Origin of the sequence: Ruminococcus sp. 210702-SL.1.03, assembly GCF_020559915.1 — a bacterium.
GTDB lineage: Bacteria > Bacillota > Clostridia > Oscillospirales > Ruminococcaceae > YE71.
Genome location: NZ_JAJCLZ010000020.1, coordinates 1 through 18,416 on the forward strand (window position 1 = coordinate 1; position 18,416 = coordinate 18,416).

16 protein-coding genes are annotated in these 18,416 nt (G+C 52.5%); 10 read left to right on the forward strand and 6 right to left on the reverse strand.

Features of this window, described 5'->3' with window-relative positions; translation table 11 throughout:
• Positions 1-304: 304 nt before the first annotated feature.
• The 9 genes from LI114_RS10025 (at position 305) to rpiB (ending at position 12,797) form a co-directional block, all read left to right on the forward strand.
• Positions 305-1,381, forward strand: coding sequence for a carbamoyl phosphate synthase small subunit (locus tag LI114_RS10025; RefSeq protein WP_022128673.1), 1,077 nt, complete (start codon positions 305-307; stop codon positions 1,379-1,381).
• 39 nt (positions 1,382-1,420) lie between these two features.
• Entirely contained in the window at positions 1,421-5,479 is a 4,059-nt protein-coding gene (gene carB / locus LI114_RS10030) for a carbamoyl-phosphate synthase large subunit (protein WP_227220554.1), read from the forward strand.
• 91 nt (positions 5,480-5,570) lie between these two features.
• Positions 5,571-6,776: an LL-diaminopimelate aminotransferase gene (locus LI114_RS10035; protein ID WP_022128675.1), complete on the forward strand. Its 1,206-nt coding sequence runs from the start codon at positions 5,571-5,573 to the stop codon at positions 6,774-6,776.
• Between the two features lie 170 nt (positions 6,777-6,946).
• Positions 6,947-8,308, forward strand: coding sequence for a hemolysin family protein (locus LI114_RS10040; protein WP_227220555.1), 1,362 nt, complete (start codon positions 6,947-6,949; stop codon positions 8,306-8,308).
• Positions 8,309-8,353: 45 nt separating this feature from the next.
• On the forward strand, positions 8,354-10,024 hold the full coding sequence (locus tag LI114_RS10045; RefSeq protein WP_022128677.1) for a formate--tetrahydrofolate ligase: 1,671 nt from the start codon (positions 8,354-8,356) through the stop codon (positions 10,022-10,024).
• A 21-nt stretch (positions 10,025-10,045) separates the two neighbouring features.
• The gene (locus tag LI114_RS10050; RefSeq protein ID WP_227220556.1) at positions 10,046-11,191 is read left to right on the forward strand and encodes a DUF3810 domain-containing protein; all 1,146 of its coding nucleotides are present in this window, start codon (positions 10,046-10,048) and stop codon (positions 11,189-11,191) included.
• A 3-nt stretch (positions 11,192-11,194) separates the two neighbouring features.
• Positions 11,195-11,656: a tRNA (adenosine(37)-N6)-threonylcarbamoyltransferase complex ATPase subunit type 1 TsaE gene (tsaE, locus tag LI114_RS10055; protein ID WP_227220557.1), complete on the forward strand. Its 462-nt coding sequence runs from the start codon at positions 11,195-11,197 to the stop codon at positions 11,654-11,656.
• Positions 11,646-12,335: a tRNA (adenosine(37)-N6)-threonylcarbamoyltransferase complex dimerization subunit type 1 TsaB gene (gene tsaB / locus LI114_RS10060; RefSeq protein ID WP_227220558.1), complete on the forward strand. Its 690-nt coding sequence runs from the start codon at positions 11,646-11,648 to the stop codon at positions 12,333-12,335. The genes tsaE and tsaB overlap by 11 nt, the downstream gene beginning before the upstream one ends.
• A gap of 15 nt (positions 12,336-12,350) precedes the next feature.
• On the forward strand, positions 12,351-12,797 hold the full coding sequence (rpiB, locus tag LI114_RS10065; protein WP_022128681.1) for a ribose 5-phosphate isomerase B: 447 nt from the start codon (positions 12,351-12,353) through the stop codon (positions 12,795-12,797).
• Between the two features lie 72 nt (positions 12,798-12,869).
• On the opposite strand, the gene LI114_RS10070 is transcribed toward rpiB, so the two are convergent.
• Complete coding sequence (locus LI114_RS10070) at positions 12,870-13,094, reverse strand: hypothetical protein (protein WP_227220559.1); 225 nt, start codon at positions 13,092-13,094, stop codon at positions 12,870-12,872.
• A gap of 180 nt (positions 13,095-13,274) precedes the next feature.
• Here LI114_RS10070 and LI114_RS10075 point away from each other — a divergent pair, with 180 nt between their 5' ends.
• Entirely contained in the window at positions 13,275-13,664 is a 390-nt protein-coding gene (locus LI114_RS10075; RefSeq protein ID WP_227220560.1) for a helix-turn-helix domain-containing protein, read from the forward strand.
• Between the two features lie 62 nt (positions 13,665-13,726).
• Here LI114_RS10075 and LI114_RS10080 read toward each other — a convergent pair whose 3' ends face one another.
• From LI114_RS10080 to panB, 5 genes are all read right to left on the reverse strand, one after another.
• Positions 13,727-15,046 carry an aspartate kinase gene (locus LI114_RS10080; protein WP_227220561.1) on the reverse strand — a complete coding sequence of 440 codons (1,320 nt, stop codon included), beginning with the start codon at positions 15,044-15,046 and terminating at the stop codon, positions 13,727-13,729.
• A 232-nt stretch (positions 15,047-15,278) separates the two neighbouring features.
• Complete coding sequence (locus LI114_RS10085; RefSeq protein WP_227220562.1) at positions 15,279-16,049, reverse strand: type III pantothenate kinase; 771 nt, start codon at positions 16,047-16,049, stop codon at positions 15,279-15,281.
• Positions 16,046-16,438, reverse strand: a complete 393-nt coding sequence (gene panD / locus LI114_RS10090; RefSeq protein ID WP_022128685.1) for an aspartate 1-decarboxylase — start codon at positions 16,436-16,438, stop codon at positions 16,046-16,048. Before panD ends, LI114_RS10085 begins: the two co-directional genes overlap by 4 nt.
• A gap of 21 nt (positions 16,439-16,459) precedes the next feature.
• Positions 16,460-17,311, reverse strand: coding sequence for a pantoate--beta-alanine ligase (gene panC, locus LI114_RS10095; protein ID WP_227220563.1), 852 nt, complete (start codon positions 17,309-17,311; stop codon positions 16,460-16,462).
• A gap of 6 nt (positions 17,312-17,317) precedes the next feature.
• Entirely contained in the window at positions 17,318-18,154 is an 837-nt protein-coding gene (panB, locus tag LI114_RS10100) for a 3-methyl-2-oxobutanoate hydroxymethyltransferase (RefSeq protein WP_022128687.1), read from the reverse strand.
• Positions 18,155-18,416 lie beyond the last annotated feature (262 nt).

Sequence of the window (18,416 nt, forward strand, 5' to 3'; positions counted from 1 at the left end):
GCGAAACGCTTTTGCCAAATCCAACTACGCGCACCCTGTCGTTTTCGGGGAACAGATCATTATCAGCGCAGAAATCATTCAGCCGCTTTTCCTTTTCTTTTAAGATAGCCGAGTGCTTTTCAAACTGCGTTTGTAACTGTCTTTTCAGCGCATCGTCTTCCGGTGCCTGCACCGCTCCGTCAAGTGCGGCAAGTCTGCGCTTTGGCGGAAAAATAGCCGTGAATTTTTTATGAACGGTATTTACAAAGCCTGCGGTTTGTGGTATAATGTTATGTGATAAATTGTGCGTAAGGAGGAACTAAAGGTGCAGAAAGCATATCTTATTTTGGAAAATGGTACGATATTTGAAGGCAAAAGCTTTGGCGCACACGGCGAATCGATCGGTGAGATAGTTTTTACTACCGCTATGACCGGTTACCTCGAAACTTTGACCGACCCCAGTTATTACGGTCAGATAGTCGTTCAAACTTTTCCTTTAATTGGTAATTACGGCGTTATACCTGCTGATTTTGAAAGCAGCCGCCCGCACGTTAAGGGTTATATTGTTAGAGATAGGTGTCAGGAGCCCAGCAATTTCAGATGCGAGGGTGATCTTGACACTTTTTTAAAGCAGAACGGAATTGTCGGTCTTTACGGTATCGACACCCGCGCGCTTACTAAGATAGTTAGAGAATCAGGCGTTATGAACGGCAAGATAGTTTCAGAGGGCACGGCTCTCAGCTTCGCAGACCTCAAGAGCTACAAGATAGTTGAGGCTGTTGAAAATACTACCTGCAAAGAAGAGCAGACCTTTGAGCCTGAGGGCGAGGTGAAGCGCCGCGTAGTGCTCTACGATTTCGGCGCAAAGCACAATATAGGCAGAGAGCTGGTAAAGCGCGGCTGCGAAGTTACCGTAGTGCCCGCCAACACCACCGCTGAGAGGATAAAAGAGCTTGCCCCCGACGGAATAATGCTTTCAAACGGCCCCGGCGACCCCGCGGACAACACGGGCATAATAGCCGAGCTTGCTAAGATATGCGAGATGAAGATACCTACCTTCGGAATTTGTCTGGGTCACCAGCTTCTTGCGCTCTCGCAGGGCGCAAAGACCGAAAAGCTCAAGTACGGTCACAGAGGAGCTAACCAGCCCGCTACCGATACCGCAACGGGCAGAGTTTACATCACCAGCCAGAACCACGGCTACGCTGTTATAAACTCTTCGCTGCCCGAAGGCGCGCACGCCTCTTTCGTAAATGCTAACGACGGCACTTGCGAGGGCGTGGCTTACGACTATATGCCTGCATTCTCGGTACAGTTCCATCCCGAAGCCTGCGGCGGCCCGCTGGATACAGGCTTCCTCTTCGACAGATTTACCGATCTGATCGACTCTCATAAAAACTAATCGAAATTCTGAACCATCAAACGAAAGGATGAATTGGTAATGCCTTTAAATAAAGATATAAAAAGAGTTCTCGTGATCGGTTCGGGACCTATCGTTATAGGTCAGGCGGCTGAGTTCGACTACGCCGGTACGCAGGCGTGCCGCGCCCTTAAAGAAGAGGGCCTCGAGGTAATACTCGTAAACTCAAACCCCGCTACTATCATGACAGATAACGCTATGGCGGATAAGATCTACATAGAGCCTCTTACGCTGGAAACGGTAAAGAGGATAATAAAGAAAGAGCGCCCCGACAGCCTGCTTTCCACCCTCGGCGGTCAGACAGGCCTTACGCTTTCGATGCAGCTCGCAAAATCGGGCTTCCTCGATAAGTACAACGTAAAGCTGCTCGGCGCGAACCCAGAAACTATCGACAAGGCTGAGGACAGACAGATGTTTAAGGACACTATGGAGTCCATAGGTCAGCCCTGCATACCCTCTAAGGTAGTAAATACCGTAGAGGACGCGGTAGATTTCGCTAATCAGGAGGGTATAGGCTACCCGCTCATCGTTCGCCCCGCATTCACCCTCGGCGGTACTGGCGGCGGTATAGTAAACGATGAGGAAGAGCTGAGAGAGATAGCGGGCAACGGCCTTTACCTCTCGCCTATCACTCAGGTGCTCATAGAAAAGTGCATCTCGGGCTGGAAAGAGATAGAGTTTGAGGTAATGCGCGACTCTAAGGGCAACGTTATCACCGTATGCTCTATGGAAAACTTCGACCCCGTAGGCGTTCACACGGGCGACTCCATCGTTATCGCTCCCTGCGTTACTCTCGCGGATAAGGAATACCAGATGCTGCGCTCCGCCGCTCTGAAAATAATCGACACGCTGAAAGTAGAGGGAGGCTGCAACTGCCAGTTTGCACTCAACCCCGAAAGCTTCGAGTATGCTGTAATAGAAGTAAACCCCAGAGTTTCGCGCTCTTCGGCGCTGGCTTCTAAGGCTACGGGCTATCCTATTGCTAAGGTTGCGGCTAAGATAGCTATCGGCTACACCCTCGATGAGATAAAGAACGCCGTTACGGGCAAGACCTACGCCTGCTTCGAGCCTGCGCTCGACTACGTTGTAGTAAAGCTGCCTAAGTGGCCTTTTGATAAATTCGTATATGCTAAGCGCGACCTCGGTACTCAGATGAAGGCTACGGGCGAAGTCATGGCTATCGGCACTACTTTCGAGCAGGCTATAATGAAGGCTGTTCGCGGCGCTGAGATAGGCCTTGACTGCATAATCTCGCCTAAGATGGAAGAGCTTACCGACGAGCAGATCATCGCAGCCGTTCACAAGTGTAACGACGAGCGCCTCTTCGCCGTATATGAAGCGCTGCGCCGCGGCGTTACCGTAGACGAGATACACGCTATCACCAAGATAGACGAGTGGTTCTTGAACAAGCTGCTCAAGCTCGTGGCTGTTGAAAACAAGCTGCTTTCGGGCGACGACAGCTTTGAAACTTACGAAACTGCCAAAAAGCTCGGCTTCCCCGATAAGGTCATCGAAAGACTTACCGGCAAGCCTATACAGAAGAAACTGCACGCCGTTTACAAGATGGTAGATACCTGCGCGGCTGAGTTCTCCGCTATGACCCCCTACTTCTACTCCACCTACGATCAGGAGGACGAGGCTGAGGAATTTATAGCTTCAAAGCATACCGGCAACAAGACCGTTATAGTATTCGGCTCAGGTCCTATCAGAATAGGTCAGGGCATAGAGTTCGACTACGCTTCGGTACACTGCGTATGGGCGCTGAAAGAAAAAGGCTTTGACGTAGTTATAGTAAACAACAACCCCGAAACTGTATCCACCGACTTCGATACCGCGGACAGACTTTATTTCGAGCCGCTGACTAACGAAGACGTAATGAATATAATCAGGATAGAGAAGCCATACGGCGTAGTAGTAGCTTTCGGCGGACAGACCGCTATAAAGCTTACCAAACACCTCGCTGCTAACGGCGTAAACGTTATGGGTACTCCTCCCGACTCTATCGACGCGGCTGAGGACAGAGAGCGCTTTGACGAGCTGCTGGAGCTGCACAAGATAAAGCGCCCGCAGGGCTTCACCGTAATGACCTGCGACGAAGCGCTCGAGGTAGCGAACAAGATAGGCTACCCCGTACTTATGCGCCCCTCTTACGTTCTCGGCGGACAGAACATGATAATCGCTTTCAACGACGCCGACATCAAGGAGTACATGGCGATAATCCTCGCGCAGGAGATAGAGAACCCGATACTGATAGATAAATACCTGATGGGTACTGAGCTGGAAGTAGACGCTATCTGCGACGGCGAAGATATACTTATCCCCGGTATAATGGAGCATATCGAGAGAACGGGCGTACACTCGGGCGACTCGATAGCCGTATACCCCGCATGGAACGTTTCCGACGAGCTTATCGAGCGCATAATAGAGTGCTCGAAGAACCTCGCAGTTTCGCTCAAAACTATGGGTCTGGTAAATATACAGTACCTCATCAACCACAACGAGCTTTACGTTATAGAGGTAAACCCGCGTTCTTCCAGAACTATACCTTACATCTCTAAAGTTACCGGCGTGCCGATGGTAGACCTCGCTACAAGATGTATGCTCGGCGAAAAGCTAAAGGATATGGGCTACGGCACGGGTCTTTACAGAAACTCGCCTTACGTTGCAGTAAAAGTTCCTGTATTCTCCTTTGAAAAGCTTATCGACGTTGATAACCACTTAGGCCCTGAGATGAAGTCTACGGGCGAAGTACTCGCAGTTGCAAGCTCGCTGGAAGAGGCCCTTTACAAGGGTCTTACCGCGGCAGGCTACAAGCTCAACGTAGAGGGCGGCGTGCTCATCACCGTTCGCGATACCGATAAGTGCGAGATACCGCAGACCGCAAAGGCATTCTACGACCTAGGCTTCAAGATCTACGCTACTAAGGGCACTGCTAAGGTGCTTTCCGAGCACGGTATCCCCTGCGAGGCGGTAGCTAAGATAGGCGAGGCGGAGGAAAACACCCTCACCCTTATCGAGAGCGGCAAGGTATCCTACGTTATATCCACCTCCTCTAAGGGCAGAAGCCCGCAGCGCGACAGCGTAAAGATAAGAAGAAAGACGGTAGAGAGAAATATCCCCTGCCTGACTTCGATAGATACCGCAAACGCCATTGCACAGTCGATTCGCTCGAAGTACACTGAAAAGTCTACCGAGATAGTTGACATAAACCATATGCGCAAGGAAAAGCACATGGTAGAATTCACTAAGATGCAGGGCTGCGGAAACGACTATATCTACTTCAACTGCTTCAATCAGCGTATAGATAACCCCGAGGGTCTGGCGCTCGCGCTTTCAGACCGCCACTTCGGCATCGGCGGCGACGGCGTTATACTGATACAGAAGTCTAAGGTAGCCGACGGCAAGATGAGAATGTTCAACCTCGACGGCTCTGAGGGCAAGATGTGCGGAAACGGCATACGCTGCGTAGCTAAGTTCATGCGCGATAACGGTCTGGTAGATAAGGACGATATGGAGATAGAAACTCTCAGCGGCATCATAAAGGTAAAGCTTACCCGCCACTACGGCGAGGTAAACGGCGCTACCGTAAACATGGGCCCCGCTATACTAGACCCCGCGCAGATACCCGTTACCCTTGCGGCTGACGAAAACGGCAGAGTGGTAGACCGCCCCGTGACCATCGACGGCAAGGACTACAACATCACCTGCGTATCTATGGGCAACCCACACGCGGTAGTATTCATGAACGGCAACATCGACGAGCTGGATATAGATACCGTGGGCAAGGCTTTTGAGTATAACGAGATATTCCCCGAAAGAGTAAACGCTGAGTTTATCAAGGTGCTGGATGAGCATACCCTGAAAATGAGAGTATGGGAGCGCGGCTCGGGTGAAACTTGGGCTTGCGGCACAGGCGCTTGCGCGGCGGCAGTCGCGGCGGTGCTCAACGGCTACTGCACTAAGGATAAGGAAATAACTGTAAAGCTCAAGGGCGGCGACCTCAAGATAAAGGTGACCGACGAGGCTATCTACCTCACGGGCGACGCAGTTACCGTATTCAACGGCTCTATAATCATCTGATGATCTTTTGGTGAGAAACAGCGCGGAGCGCGGCTTTTATAGTCTGCGCAGACGCCGCTGATATTGCATATATAGAAAGGAAAGTTTAATTATGCCACAGCTGAATGAAAACTTTTTAAAGCTTGAAAAGAATTATCTTTTTATCAACATCGCCAAGAAGGTAAAGGCTTTTACCGAGGCGCACCCTGACGCCGACATTATCCGCATGGGTATAGGCGACGTTACCCAGCCTATCGCCAAGTGCGTAGTAGAGGCTATGAAAAAGGGCGCTGACGAAATGGGCGTTAAAGAAACTTTCAAGGGCTACGAGGACAGCGGCACAGGCTATGATTTCCTCAAAGATGCCATCAGCGGCTACTACAAGAGCTTTGGCGTAGAAGTAAAGGCTGACGAGATAAGAGTAAACGACGGCGCTAAGAGCGACTGCGGCAATATCGTAGACATTTTCGGCGATGATAACGTAGTGCTCATCACCGACCCCGCTTACCCCGTATACGTTGATACCAACAGAATGAACGGCAGAAAGGTGATCTTCGCCGACTCTAACGAGGAAAACGGCTTTGCCGCTATGCCTGACGAGAACGTACACGCAGACCTTATCTACCTCTGCTCGCCGAATAACCCCACCGGCTCGGTATACACCAAAGACCAGCTAAAGGTTTGGATAGACTACGCTGTGAAGAACAACGCTATCATCATCTACGACTGCGCTTATGAAGCTTTCATCACTGAAGAAAATATCCCGAGAAGCATATTCGCGGTAGAGGGCGCAAGAAAGTGCGCTATCGAGATGTGCTCGCTCTCAAAGACCGCGGGCTTTACCGGTATGCGCTGCGGCTACACCGTTATCCCCGAGGAGCTTACCGTAAAGGCTTCCGACGGTACGGACGTAAGCATCTCGCAGCTTTGGGGCAGACGTCAGGGCTCTAAGTTCAACGGCGTTTCTTACCCCGTACAGTGCGCTGCTGCGGCGGTATTCACCGAAGAGGGCTTGAAGCAGACCAAGGCGAACATCGCTTATTACCAGCAGAACGCTAAGGTAATGGCTGCCGCTCTCGACGAGCTGGGCATAAAGTACACGGGCGGAAAGAACTCCCCCTACATTTGGTTCAAGTGCCCGAACGATATGGGCAGCTGGGAATTTTTCGACAAGCTGCTTGAAGAAGCTAACGTAGTCGGCACGCCCGGCGCAGGTTTCGGCAAAAACGGCGAGGGCTGGTTCAGACTTACCGCTTTCGGCGACAGCGAGAGAACCAAGGAAGCTATGGAAAGATTTAAAAAGATGATGGGCAAGTAAACCCACGCATAATATAGCTTACAAGATCGGGACTGAGATATGTCCCGATTTTTTTTGTTCATAAAATAACAAATAAAAGCTCTTGACATGCCCACGCAAAATGGTGTACAATATAAATAATTGTATGCACTATGTGTAAATGCAAATATGATGAACAAGGAGAAGATGATATGGACGACGTCGGGCGAACGCCGATATGGTGGCACGGCTTGATAATTTTAGCGGCGGCAGCCGTGGTGATGGGCTTTCTCACCGCCTGCGGAAACGCCGTGCTCAGGCTGTCAGAGAGCAAAACTGCAAAGCTGGCGGAGAAAAGCCGCAGGTGGCGCAGGATACAGAAATTGCAGCAAAAGCCTGAGCTGATAATTCAGACAAACTTAGCGGCGCGCACGCTGATACTTTTCGCGATGGGCGCGGCGGCAAAGCACTATTTTTACTACCCGCTGAAAAACGCGCTGGGCGGTACGCTTACAGGCAAAAGCCTGAGCATAGCGACGGCGGTGATCTCGCTTATCATCGCGGCGGCAGCGGCGGCGGTCACGGCGGCTGTAAGCGTCGACTTCCCGAAAAGGCTCTGCGTAAGCGGCAGGGCGGGCGAGGGATTTGTACGCGCGAGCTTTTGGCTATATCGCGCGCTGATGGTGCTCATGAAGCCCGCGCAGCTTATAGTAGCGGGCGTTACCGCGCTGCTTTCGGCGATATTCGGCGTGAAAAAAGAAGACCTTTCCGAGCAGGTGACGGGCGAGGAGATACTGCAAATGCTCGACGCCGCCAACGAAAAGGGCGGCATAAAGGACGATCAGGCAGAGATGATCTCGAACATATTCGAGTTTCCTGATCTGGAGGTCTGCGAGGTGATGACCCACCGCCGCGAGATAAGCGCTGTGGAGAAAACATCGCCCGTGGCGGAGGCTGTGCGCGTTTCGGTGGAAACAGGCGTTTCGCGCATACCTGTCTTTAACGAAACGATAGACGATATTTGCGGCGTGCTTTACGTCAAAGACCTGCTGCCGCTGATACTTGACCCCGCGAACAAAAACGCCCCCGCTGCCGACTATATGCACAAGATAAAATTTGTGCCCGAAACGAGCAAGTGCGGCGAGCTTTTTACCTACTTCAATAAAAATCACAAGCAGATAGCAGTAGTGCTCGACGAGTACGGCGGCACGCTGGGCATAGTCACGATGGAAGATCTGCTGGAGTGCATAGTGGGCAATATCCGCGACGAATATGACGAAAACGAGGCGGAGGATATAGAGGAGATAACCCCGAATACCTTCGATATACAAGGCACTGCCGACCCCGAGGACGTTATGGAAAAGCTGGGCTGCCCATTTGAGGAAGAAACTGATTTCAGCACTATGGGCGGCTTCGTTACCGACCTGCTGGGCTACATACCCGCCGACGGCGAAACGCCTGCGGTGCGCTACAAAAATCTGACTCTCTGCGTTATAAAGGCTAAGGACAACCGTATCGAAAAGATACGCGCGGTGAAAGACAAGCGCCGCGAAACGCCGATAGACGACGAGTGATAATAAGATGTAACTATAATAATATCTGAAAGGATGTTTTGAAAAATGCTGACCGATATTGAAATTGCAAAACAGGCAAAAATGAAGAAGATAACTGAGATAGCCGATGGTATAGGCATCAGCGCCGACGACCTCGAGCCTTACGGACACTACAAGGCTAAGCTTTCCGAAGAGCTGTACACAAAGCTTGCGGATAAGCCCGACGGCAAGCTGATACTTGTTACCGCTATCAACCCCACCCCCGCGGGCGAGGGCAAGACCACCATCTCGGTAGGTCTGGCTGAGTCGATGGCGAAGATAGGCAAAAAGGCGATACTCGCGCTGCGCGAGCCCTCGCTCGGCCCCGTATTCGGCATAAAGGGCGGCGCTGCCGGCGGCGGATACGCTCAGGTAGTGCCTATGGAGGATATAAACCTGCATTTTACGGGCGATATGCACGCCATCACCGCAGCGAACAACCTGCTCTGCGCGCTGATAGACAACTCTATGCAGCAGGGCAACCCGCTGAGAATAGACCAGAGAAGGATACTCTTTAAGAGATGCCTTGATATGAACGACCGCGCCCTCAGAAACGTTATAATCGGTCTGGGCGGCAAGGTAAACGGTATCCCCCGCGAGGACGGCTTTCAGATCACGGTGGCTTCCGAAGTTATGGCGATACTCTGCCTGGCTTCCGACCTCGCCGACCTAAAGGCGCGCCTTGAGAAGATACTCGTTGCCTACAACCTCGACGGCGAGCCAGTATACGCTAAGGAGCTGGGCGGCTGCGGAGCTATGGCTGCGCTGCTGAAAGACGCTATGAAGCCCAACCTCGTACAGACCCTAGAGAACACCCCCGCCATCATGCACGGCGGCCCGTTCGCAAACATCGCGCACGGCTGCAACTCTGTTCGCGCGACAAAGCTTTGCTTAAAGCTTGCCGACTACGCCATCACCGAAGCGGGCTTCGGCTCTGACCTCGGCGCAGAGAAATTCTTCGACATAAAGTGCCGCTACGCTGGCTTAAAGCCTAGCTGCACCGTACTGGTAGCGACTATCCGCGCGCTGAAATACAATGGCGGCGTGCCTAAGGACAAGCTTACCGAAGAGAACCTCGAAGCGCTGGAAAAGGGCGTTGTGAACCTAAAGACCCATATAGAGAACCTGCACAAATTCGGCGTGCCCGTAGTGGTAGCAATAAACCGCTTCCATACCGATACCGAAGCTGAGCTTGCGCTGGTAGAAAAGGTGTGCACCGAGCTGGGCGCTGAGTTTTCGCTGGCTGAGATATTCGCCAAGGGCGGCGAGGGCGGAACAGACCTCGCGCAGAAAGTTTGCGCCGTTATCGAAAAGGGTGAGGCTGACTACAAGCCGCTTTACGACACCGCGCTGCCCGTAAAGGAAAAGATAGAGAAGATAGCGAAAGAGATCTACCGCGCAAACGGCGTTATCTACACCGCGCAGGCTGAAAAGGCGCTGAGGGAAATAGAGGCGCTGGGCAAGACCGACCTGCCGATATGCGTGGCAAAGACCCAGTATTCGCTTTCGGACGACCCCAAGAAGCTCGGCAAGCCTGAGAATTTTGAGATCACCGTGCGCGATATGAAGCTTTCTTCAGGCGCAGGATTTATAGTAGTTTACACCGGCGACATCATGACAATGCCCGGTCTGCCCAAAAAGCCCGCAGCTTTCTCGATAGATGTGGATAACGAGGGCAACATTTCGGGTCTTTTCTAAACCGTTATGGGACCCGGCAGAATGATAGCTGACGCTGCGCGCCGCAAAAGGCAGCGCAGCGTTATAATAGCGCTGATAATTTTCTGCATAGCTATGAACGTTGCGGCGTACCTCAGCCCGCGGTTCAGCGGGTGGTATATGCGCGAGATATTCCCCGAGATAAGCTCGGTATTCGCGCGGCTGACCAGCCTGCTGCCATTTTCGCTGGGCGAGGTGCTTATTATCATAGCGCTGGTCGGCGTGCCGCTTTCGCTCATCGCGCTGATAGTGCTGCTGATAGCAAAGCGCAAGAGCCGCGACAGCCGCCGCAAGATAGGGCGGGTGTACGCCTATATCTACGCGTGGATATTCGTGTACATAATTCTCACCGAAACGCTGAACTGCTTCGTGCTTTACCATACTCCGACCTTTGCCGAGATGTATGATTATCCGCAGGATAAGTACACTCCCGCGCAGCTCGAACAGCTCGCAGACTACCTCGCGGCGGAAACGAACGCGCTTTCCGAGCAGGTGCAGCGCGATAAGCAAGGTAAATTCGTGCTTACCGCCGACCTTGATAAGACCGCGCGCTCGGCGGTGCAGGGGTTGGCTAAGGATTACCCGCAGCTTGGCGGATATTACCCGAAACCGAAAGCAGTGGTAAATTCGTTCTTCATGAGCCAGCAATATCTGATGGGGATATATTTCCCGTTCACGATGGAGGCTAATTACAACGACGAGATGTACCCGCTGAACCTGCCGGACACCGTTTGCCATGAACTGGCGCACACAAAAGGCTTTATCCGCGAGGACGAGGCGAACTTTATCGGCTTCCTCGCCTGCTATGAGAGCGGCAACGTGGAGTACCGGTACAGCGGCTACATACGCGCGCTGAAATACGTCATCTCAAAGTGCGAGGACAACTGCTCTGAGGAAACTGTAAACAGGCTTTACAGCTCGCTGGCGGAGGGCGTTCGCGCCGACTGGAACGGCAACGTCGATTACTGGCAGGAAGTGCAGGAGAGCGACAAGGGCCTGATAGACTCAAAGACCGTAGCCGAGGTATCTGACAAGGCGATGGAAACTTCGCTGAAGCTGAACGGCGTAGAGGACGGCAAGAGATCTTACGGCAGAATGGTAGATCTGCTGCTCGACTGGTATTTCATGCAGCAGGAGGGGGCTGAGTAAAAAATGAAGATCGTTACACGCTCGGCTGAGCAGACTATTGCGCTGGGCGAAAAGCTGGGCGCGCTGCTGGGCGGCGGCGAGATAATAGCCTATACGGGCGACCTTGGCGCGGGCAAGACGACTATGACGCGCGGCATATCCATAGGAATGGGGCTGGGCGACGAAGTTACTTCGCCGACATTCGCGCTCGTAAACGAGTACCACGGCGCGGGCAAGAGCCTTTACCACTTCGATATGTACCGCATAACCTCCTCGGAGGATCTTGAAACTACGGGATTTTACGATTATATGGACGGCAATTCGGTGATAGCTGCCGAGTGGTCGGAAAACATAGCCGAGGCGCTTGAAACGCTGGGGCAGGATATTTTGCAGATAGACATCAAGCGCGTGGACGACGATACGCGCGAGATAAACATCAGCTGGAAGATGAAAGGGGACGAGGGCCTTGAAACTCTTGGCGATTGAGACCTCGGGAAAAACAGCTTCGGCGGCGGTGACTGACGGACAAACGCTGCTGGCGGAAAAGACGATATACACAAAGCACACCCACTCGCAGATAATTTTGCCGATGGCAAAAGAGCTGCTGAACGAGTGCGGGATGGAGATAGCCGATCTGGACGGCGTGGTCTGCGCGAAAGGCCCCGGCTCGTACACGGGTCTGCGCATAGGCGTCGCGGCGGTAAAGGGCATAGTTATGGGCTGCACGCAGAAAGAGCTGAAATGCGCGGGCATATCCACGCTGGAGGAGCTGGCTTGGAGCAGCGCGGCGTACCGCGGTAAGATAGCGGCGGTGATGCGCGCGCGTATCGGCGTGGTGTATTTCGGTATCTACAAGTCGGACGGCGAGAAAGTTGCGAATATCGCGGCGGATAAGGTAGCCGGCGAGGAAGAGTTCGCCGAAGCGCTCAGGTCGCTCGCGGCGGAGGGCTTGCTGATAACGGGCGACTGCTGCGCCGAGATGAAGCAGAAGTATTTCGCCGAAGCGGCTGAGGTGAAGTGCGCGCCTTTTGCCGAGCGTATGCAAAAAGCTTCGTCGCTCTGTATGGCTTACGAAGCCGACCCTGCGCTCGCGGTGACGGCGGACGAGCTGCTGCCCGCATATTTGCAGGAAACCAAAGCTGAGAAAGATAAAGCTCACAGATAAAGGAGATTTTTACATATGAAGATAGCTATTGGAAACGACCACGCAGCGCCCGAGCTGAAGCTTGCGGTGGTAGAGCATTTAAAGGCGCAGGGCATAGAGTGCATCGACATGGGCTGCGCGGCAGGCGAGAAGTGCGATTACCCGAACGCGGCGGCGGCGGTTTGCGAAAAGGTGCTCGGCGGCGAGGCTGATCTGGGCATACTGATCTGCGGCACGGGCGTAGGAATGTCGCTGGCGGCGAACAAATTCAAGGGCATACGCGCGGCCTGCTGCTCGGAATGTTTCTCGGCGCGGCTTACCCGCGAGCACAACAACGCCAACGTTCTCTGCTTCGGCGCGAGGGTAGTCGGCGAGGGCACGGCTATGGATCTGGTAGACGCATTCGTACACACCGAGTTTTCGGGCGACGAGCGCCATCAGAGAAGAATAGACCTCATCACGGCTATTGAAGAGCGCAATTGAGCCGGGAATTAAGATCTAAGATCCTGCAAATAAATATCCCCCGAACCGCAAAAAGTTCGGGGGAGTTTTGTTTCATGGGTCGTGGATAAATGAGATGACGGCGACCATCAGCAGAAGTATCACCTCTATGTATATCGTTGCCATGGTTATCTTGTAGCAGGTCTTTGCGGCGGGCGGCGGCAGGCGGGTTATGAAAAAAGCGCTCATTAGCGGGAATATCGGCGCGCAGATAATGCAGAGCAGCACCACCACGAAGCCTACTTTTCTCGATTTTTTTTCGCGCCTGCGCGAAAGCATGGTTATTTCCCCCTCTGATTTTTATTTTTGTCATTTAATGCTATTATACCACCTTTTTCTCTTCCTGTCAACACCTTTAGACTATAAAACTAATCCTAAAGCTGTTTGAAACTACACTATATATGGCATATAATTATATATAAGTACGTTTTTCAGCGTGAGAAAAGGGGGAGCAGCGATATGGAAAAAGCCGTCAGCGGGGCGCAGGGCAGCCGCAAAAACAGCACGTCTAAAGAGTATATCTCGGAAATGATCGGCAAAAAGATCAAGGAGGAAAGGCGCAGGCGCAGCCTTAGCCAAGAAGCGCTGGCTTTTGAGGCAAACATGCACCCCTCGTACCTCGGTTGTATCGAGCGCGGCGAAAAATGCCCCACGGTCGATACGCTTTTTAAGATAAGCTCGGCGCTGGGCGTGCCGCTGAAAGATCTGATAGATGTTTCGCCAAAGACCGCCGCCGAGCCGAACTCCGCCGCGCTCTCGCGTATAAATTCCGCCGCCGCCGCTCTGCCGTATGAAAAGCAGGAGCAGCTCGCCGCGATAATCGAAAGCATCGCGCGGCTGATAGATTAAATACAAAAGATCCCCCGAACTGTAAAAAGCTCGGGGGATAGTTATTTTTATATCGTCAGTTATCAAAGGCGCTGAACTACGAAAATGTCGTAGATAGCCTTTACAGCCTTTTCAAAGTCGCGGTCGTGTACGCCGATGATTATGTTCAGCTCGGAAGAGCCCTGGTCGATCATCTTTACGTTGACGTGCGCGTGCGCCAGTGCCGCAAAAATTCTGCCCGCAGTACCACGCTCGCTCTTCATTCCTCTGCCGACTACTGCGATGAGCGCGAGGTCAGACTCGATGTCGATGAGGTCGGGGTGAACGTTTCTGTGTATGCCCGAAAGTATCTCCTGCTCCTTTTGCGCAAACTCGCTCTGGTGCACTACGATGCTCATGGTGTCGATACCCGAAGGCATATGCTCGAAAGATATTCCGTTTTTCTCGAACTGCTCAAGCACCTTTCTGCCGAAGCCCAGCTCGCTGTTCATCATATCTTTTTCGATATTTACTACCGAGAAGCCCTTTTTGCCCGCGATGCCTGTGATGGTGTAAAGCGGCTTCTGGCAGGTGCTCTCTACTATGAAAGTTCCCGGGTCGCCGGGCTTGTTTGTGTTCTTGATGTTTATCGGTATGCCCGCTTTGCGAACGGGGAAAATAGCGTCCTCGTGCAGTACGGTAGCGCCCATGTAAGCCAACTCGCGAAGCTCTTTGTAAGTGATGGTGCGGATAGGCTCGGGGTCTTCTACTATTCTGGGGTCGCAGATGAGGAAGCCCGAAACGTCAGTCCAGTTTTCGTAAAGGTCAGCGTTAGTGCCAGCCGCTACGATAGAGCCGGTAACGTCAGAACCGCCGCGCGAGAAAGTCTTTATAGTGTCGTTAGGCATAGAGCCGTAGAAGCCTGGAACTACCGCGCGCTCGATGGTCGCGAGCCTTTCGCCTACTGCTTTCAGCGTGCGGGGCGAATCGAAAGTGCCGTCCTCTTTGAAGAATATCATCTCAGCGGGGTCTACGAAGGTGTAGCCGAGGTATGCCGCCAGCACCTTGCCGTTGAGGAACTCTCCGCGCGAAGCCGCGTAATCTCTGCCCGCTCTGCCGATAAAGCAAGCCTTTACGGTCTCGAACTCTTTCTCGAGCGAGAGGTCTACGTTCAGCTCTTCGATAATGCTGTTGTATCTTTCTTTTATAGCGTCAAATTCTTTCTCAAAGTCCTTGCCCTTTACAGCCAGCTCGTAGCAGCCGTAGAGCATATCGGTGACCTTGGTGTCCTCCTTAAAGCGCTTGCCGGGGGCGGAGGGAACTACATATCTTCTTGAATCGTCAGAATGTATTATATCTGCCACCTTGCGGAACTGCTCAGCGCTTGCGAGCGAGCTGCCGCCGAATTTTACAACTTTCACCACAATGATCTTCTCCTTACATATATATAGTTACACAAATTCGTTTCAAACAACTTCTATATTATAAAATACTTTTTAAATTTAGTCAATATGCAAACTGCACAATATATTGTTAATTTTTTATGTACTTGATGTGCGTACTGTTGTGCGTGCATGGCGTACAGGATGTGTGCAGGCATAAAAAAGCGGCAGAAGCGCGCCTTTTTGCCTGGCGCACGTCTGCCGTGTGCTGCTTTTATTCGGGACGATTTTTGCCGTATATCAGCCGCAGACCTTTCAGCAGCAGCAGCTCGTCGTTTATTATCTCGCGTTTGCAGTAGGGTATCACCACGCCCGCAAGTCCGCCGGTAGCCACTACGGTGCAGCGGCTGCCGAGCTCTTCCTCTATCCGCTCGATAACGCCGTCAAGCGCAGAGGCGTTTGCGTTTATTATGCCGCTCTTCATGCAGTCTACTGTATTTGTGCCGATGACCTTTTTCGCGGGGGTGAGGTCTATCTTCGGAAGCTGCGAGGTGCGGTTCGCCAGCGAATCGAGCGATACGCGCAGCCCCGGTATTATCATCCCGCCGAGGAAATTTTTCTCTCCGTCTATCACGGATATGGTGGTAGCCGTGCCCATGTCTATAAGTATCAGCGGTACTGGGTAGCAGCTTACGGCGGCTACTGCGTCGGCAACGCGGTCGCTGCCGAGCTGGGCGGGGTTGTCCAGCAGTATCTTCAGCCCCGTCTTTATGCCGGGACTGATGGTGAGTATCTCGCCGCAGCCCAGCCGCTCCATAGCGTGTTTCAGCGTAGATGTCAGCGGGGGCACTACTGAGGAGATTATGCCGCCGTCTATCTCGGCGGGCTCGAGCCCGTTCAGCTCCAGTATATTTTTTATCATCACCGTGTACTCCAGCGCGGTGGAGAGCTGGTTCGTCGAAAGCCGCTCTACGAACATTATCTCGTTTTTGTCAAAGCAGCCGATAACTATGTTTGAGTTTCCAATATCTACCGCTAGTATCATTTCAGATCCTCTAATCTGCCGTGCTTTTCGTATCTTGCAACGCGCACGGCCTTGTTTTTATCGTCTACGAATACCACCTGCGGCGGATTTTCGCGCGCCTCTTCGGGCGTCATATCGGCGTATGCCATTATTATAACGCAGTCGCCGCGCTGACCGCACCTTGCCGCCGCGCCGTTCAGGCATATAACTCCGCTGCCGCGCTCGCCCGCTATGACGTATGTTTCTATGCGGCTGCCGCTGTTTATGTTCACTATGTGTACATGCTCATATTCCAGCAGCCCCGCCGCGTCCATAAGGTCTTCGTCGATGGTAACGCTGCCGATGTAATCAAGCTCAGCCTGCGTTATCACGGCGCGGTGTATCTTGCTTTTCAGTACCGAAATATTCATACTTTCTCCCTTTGGTTTATTTTACTTTACATCTTCCGTAAAGAAATTGTCGATAAGCCTTGTCTTGCCGATGTATACGGCTATCGCGCAGAGCGCGGGGCGGTCGAGCTTTTCTATCTGCTGCATAGTCGCCACGTCTACAAGCTTTACATAGTCTATCTTCGCGAGCGGCTCGCTATCTATCAGCTTTTTCATAGCTCCCGTGATCTCGGCGGCGGTGGTGCAGCCATGCTTTACCATGTCCATGCCCGCAAATATCGACTTTGAGAGTATCAGCGCGGCTTTTCTTTCCTCATCGCTGAGGTAGGTGTTGCGCGAGCTTTTTGCAAGTCCGTCCTCCTCGCGTATTATCGGGCAGCCTATTATCTCGAGATCCATGTTCAGGTCGTCTGCCATGTGGCGGATAACTGCAAGCTGCTGCGCGTCCTTTTTGCCGAAATATGCGCGGTCGGGCTTTACTATATTGAAAAGCTTTGAAACCACCGTGCACACTCCGCGGAAATGTACAGGGCGGCTGAGTCCGCAAAGTTCCTGCGTCAGCACTGTCATATCTACAAAAGATGAAAAGCCTTCGTGGTACATCTCGCTAGGCTCGGGGTTAAAGATAATGTCCGCGCCGTGCGCTTCGGCAAGAGCCGCGTCGCGCTTGAGATCTCTCGGGTAGCTTGCCAGATCTTCGGTAGGTCCGAACTGCATGGGGTTTACAAAGTCGGAAACCACTGTGCGGTCGTTATCGCGGTGCGAAGCGTCGATAAGGCTGGCGTGGCCCTCGTGCAGATAGCCCATGGTGGGAACTAAGCCCACAGTAAGACCCTCGGCTCTCCAGCCCTTTACAATGCTGCGTACTTCGTCTATCGTCTTTACAATTTTCATTTTATGTCAGTCCTCTTCTCTCAGTTTTTCGATGATCTCGCTGTCTATCTTGAATGTGTGCTCCGCGGCGGGAAATTCGCCCGACTGCGTTTCGCTGATATACGCCTTAAAGCCCTCGCGCATCAGCGCGCCTACATCGGCAAAAAGCTTCGCGAATTTCGGCGTGTGGCCGGCGGTCATGCCCAGCATATCTTGATATACCAGTACCTGTCCGTCGCACTGCGCGCCAGCGCCTATGCCGATGGTGGGTATAGTCAGCTTTTCGGTGATTATCGCCGCAAGGTCAGCGGGTACGCACTCCAGCACTACCGCGCAAGCGCCCGCTTCCTGTATTTTCAGCGCGTCGTCTATTATCTGCTTCGCTTTATCGTAGGTCTTGCCCTGCACTTTAAATCCGCCGAAGGCGTTTACCGACTGCGGGGTAAGCCCCAAATGCGCCACCACGGGTATCGAGGAATCTACGATAGCCTTTATCTGCGGGCATACAGCCGCGCCGCCCTCTAGCTTTACCGCGTGCGCGCCGCCCTCTTTTATCAGCCTGCCTGCGTTGACTACTGCGTCGTAAACGCTCGTCTGATACGACATAAAGGGCATATCGCCTACTATAAAGGCGTTTTTAGCGCCGCGCGAAACGGCTTTTGTGTGGTGGATCATGTCTTCCATAGTTACGGGCAGGGTGGTGTCGTAGCCCAGCATCACCATGCCGAGAGAGTCGCCCACGAGTATCGAGTTTACCCCGCACTCGTCGGCAATGCACGCTGTGGTGTAGTCATATGCGGTAAGCATCGTTATCTTTTCGCCCGATTGCTTCTGCGACATCAGCGTAGCTGCGGTGTTTTTCATAAGTATTCTCCTTCTCTAAATGGTTATCGTTCCGACATTTTCTATTCGGATACAATACGGTCAAAAGGCGATAGTGCACAATTGTATACAGATATTATACACTATCGCTTTTAGTATAACACATATATGTGAACAAATTGATAACATTCGGCAAATTACTGCAAAAATACCGCTTTAAATGCCTTTCAAAAAATCGTCGATGGCGCGGTAGGAACTCGCCCAGTCAGCCTGCGGGTCGCTTAGGGTGAGGGTTTTCAGGGGC

Bases quoted from the DNA above. Each gene is read 5' to 3' on its own strand.
- rpiB (WP_022128681.1), top strand. From the start codon at position 12,351: ATGAAGATAGCTATTGGAAACGACCACGCAGCGCCCGAGCTGAAGCTT.
- tsaE (WP_227220557.1), top strand. From the start codon at position 11,195: ATGAAGATCGTTACACGCTCGGCTGAGCAGACTATTGCGCTGGGCGAA.
- LI114_RS10070 (WP_227220559.1), bottom strand. From the start codon at position 13,094: ATGCTTTCGCGCAGGCGCGAAAAAAAATCGAGAAAAGTAGGCTTCGTG.
- panC (WP_227220563.1), bottom strand. From the start codon at position 17,311: ATGAAAATTGTAAAGACGATAGACGAAGTACGCAGCATTGTAAAGGGC.
- carB (WP_227220554.1), top strand. From the start codon at position 1,421: ATGCCTTTAAATAAAGATATAAAAAGAGTTCTCGTGATCGGTTCGGGA.
- panB (WP_022128687.1), bottom strand. From the start codon at position 18,154: ATGAAAAACACCGCAGCTACGCTGATGTCGCAGAAGCAATCGGGCGAA.
- LI114_RS10035 (WP_022128675.1), top strand. From the start codon at position 5,571: ATGCCACAGCTGAATGAAAACTTTTTAAAGCTTGAAAAGAATTATCTT.
- LI114_RS10075 (WP_227220560.1), top strand. From the start codon at position 13,275: ATGGAAAAAGCCGTCAGCGGGGCGCAGGGCAGCCGCAAAAACAGCACG.
- LI114_RS10040 (WP_227220555.1), top strand. From the start codon at position 6,947: ATGGACGACGTCGGGCGAACGCCGATATGGTGGCACGGCTTGATAATT.
- LI114_RS10050 (WP_227220556.1), top strand. From the start codon at position 10,046: ATGATAGCTGACGCTGCGCGCCGCAAAAGGCAGCGCAGCGTTATAATA.
- LI114_RS10045 (WP_022128677.1), top strand. From the start codon at position 8,354: ATGCTGACCGATATTGAAATTGCAAAACAGGCAAAAATGAAGAAGATA.
- LI114_RS10085 (WP_227220562.1), bottom strand. From the start codon at position 16,049: ATGATACTAGCGGTAGATATTGGAAACTCAAACATAGTTATCGGCTGC.
- panD (WP_022128685.1), bottom strand. From the start codon at position 16,438: ATGAATATTTCGGTACTGAAAAGCAAGATACACCGCGCCGTGATAACG.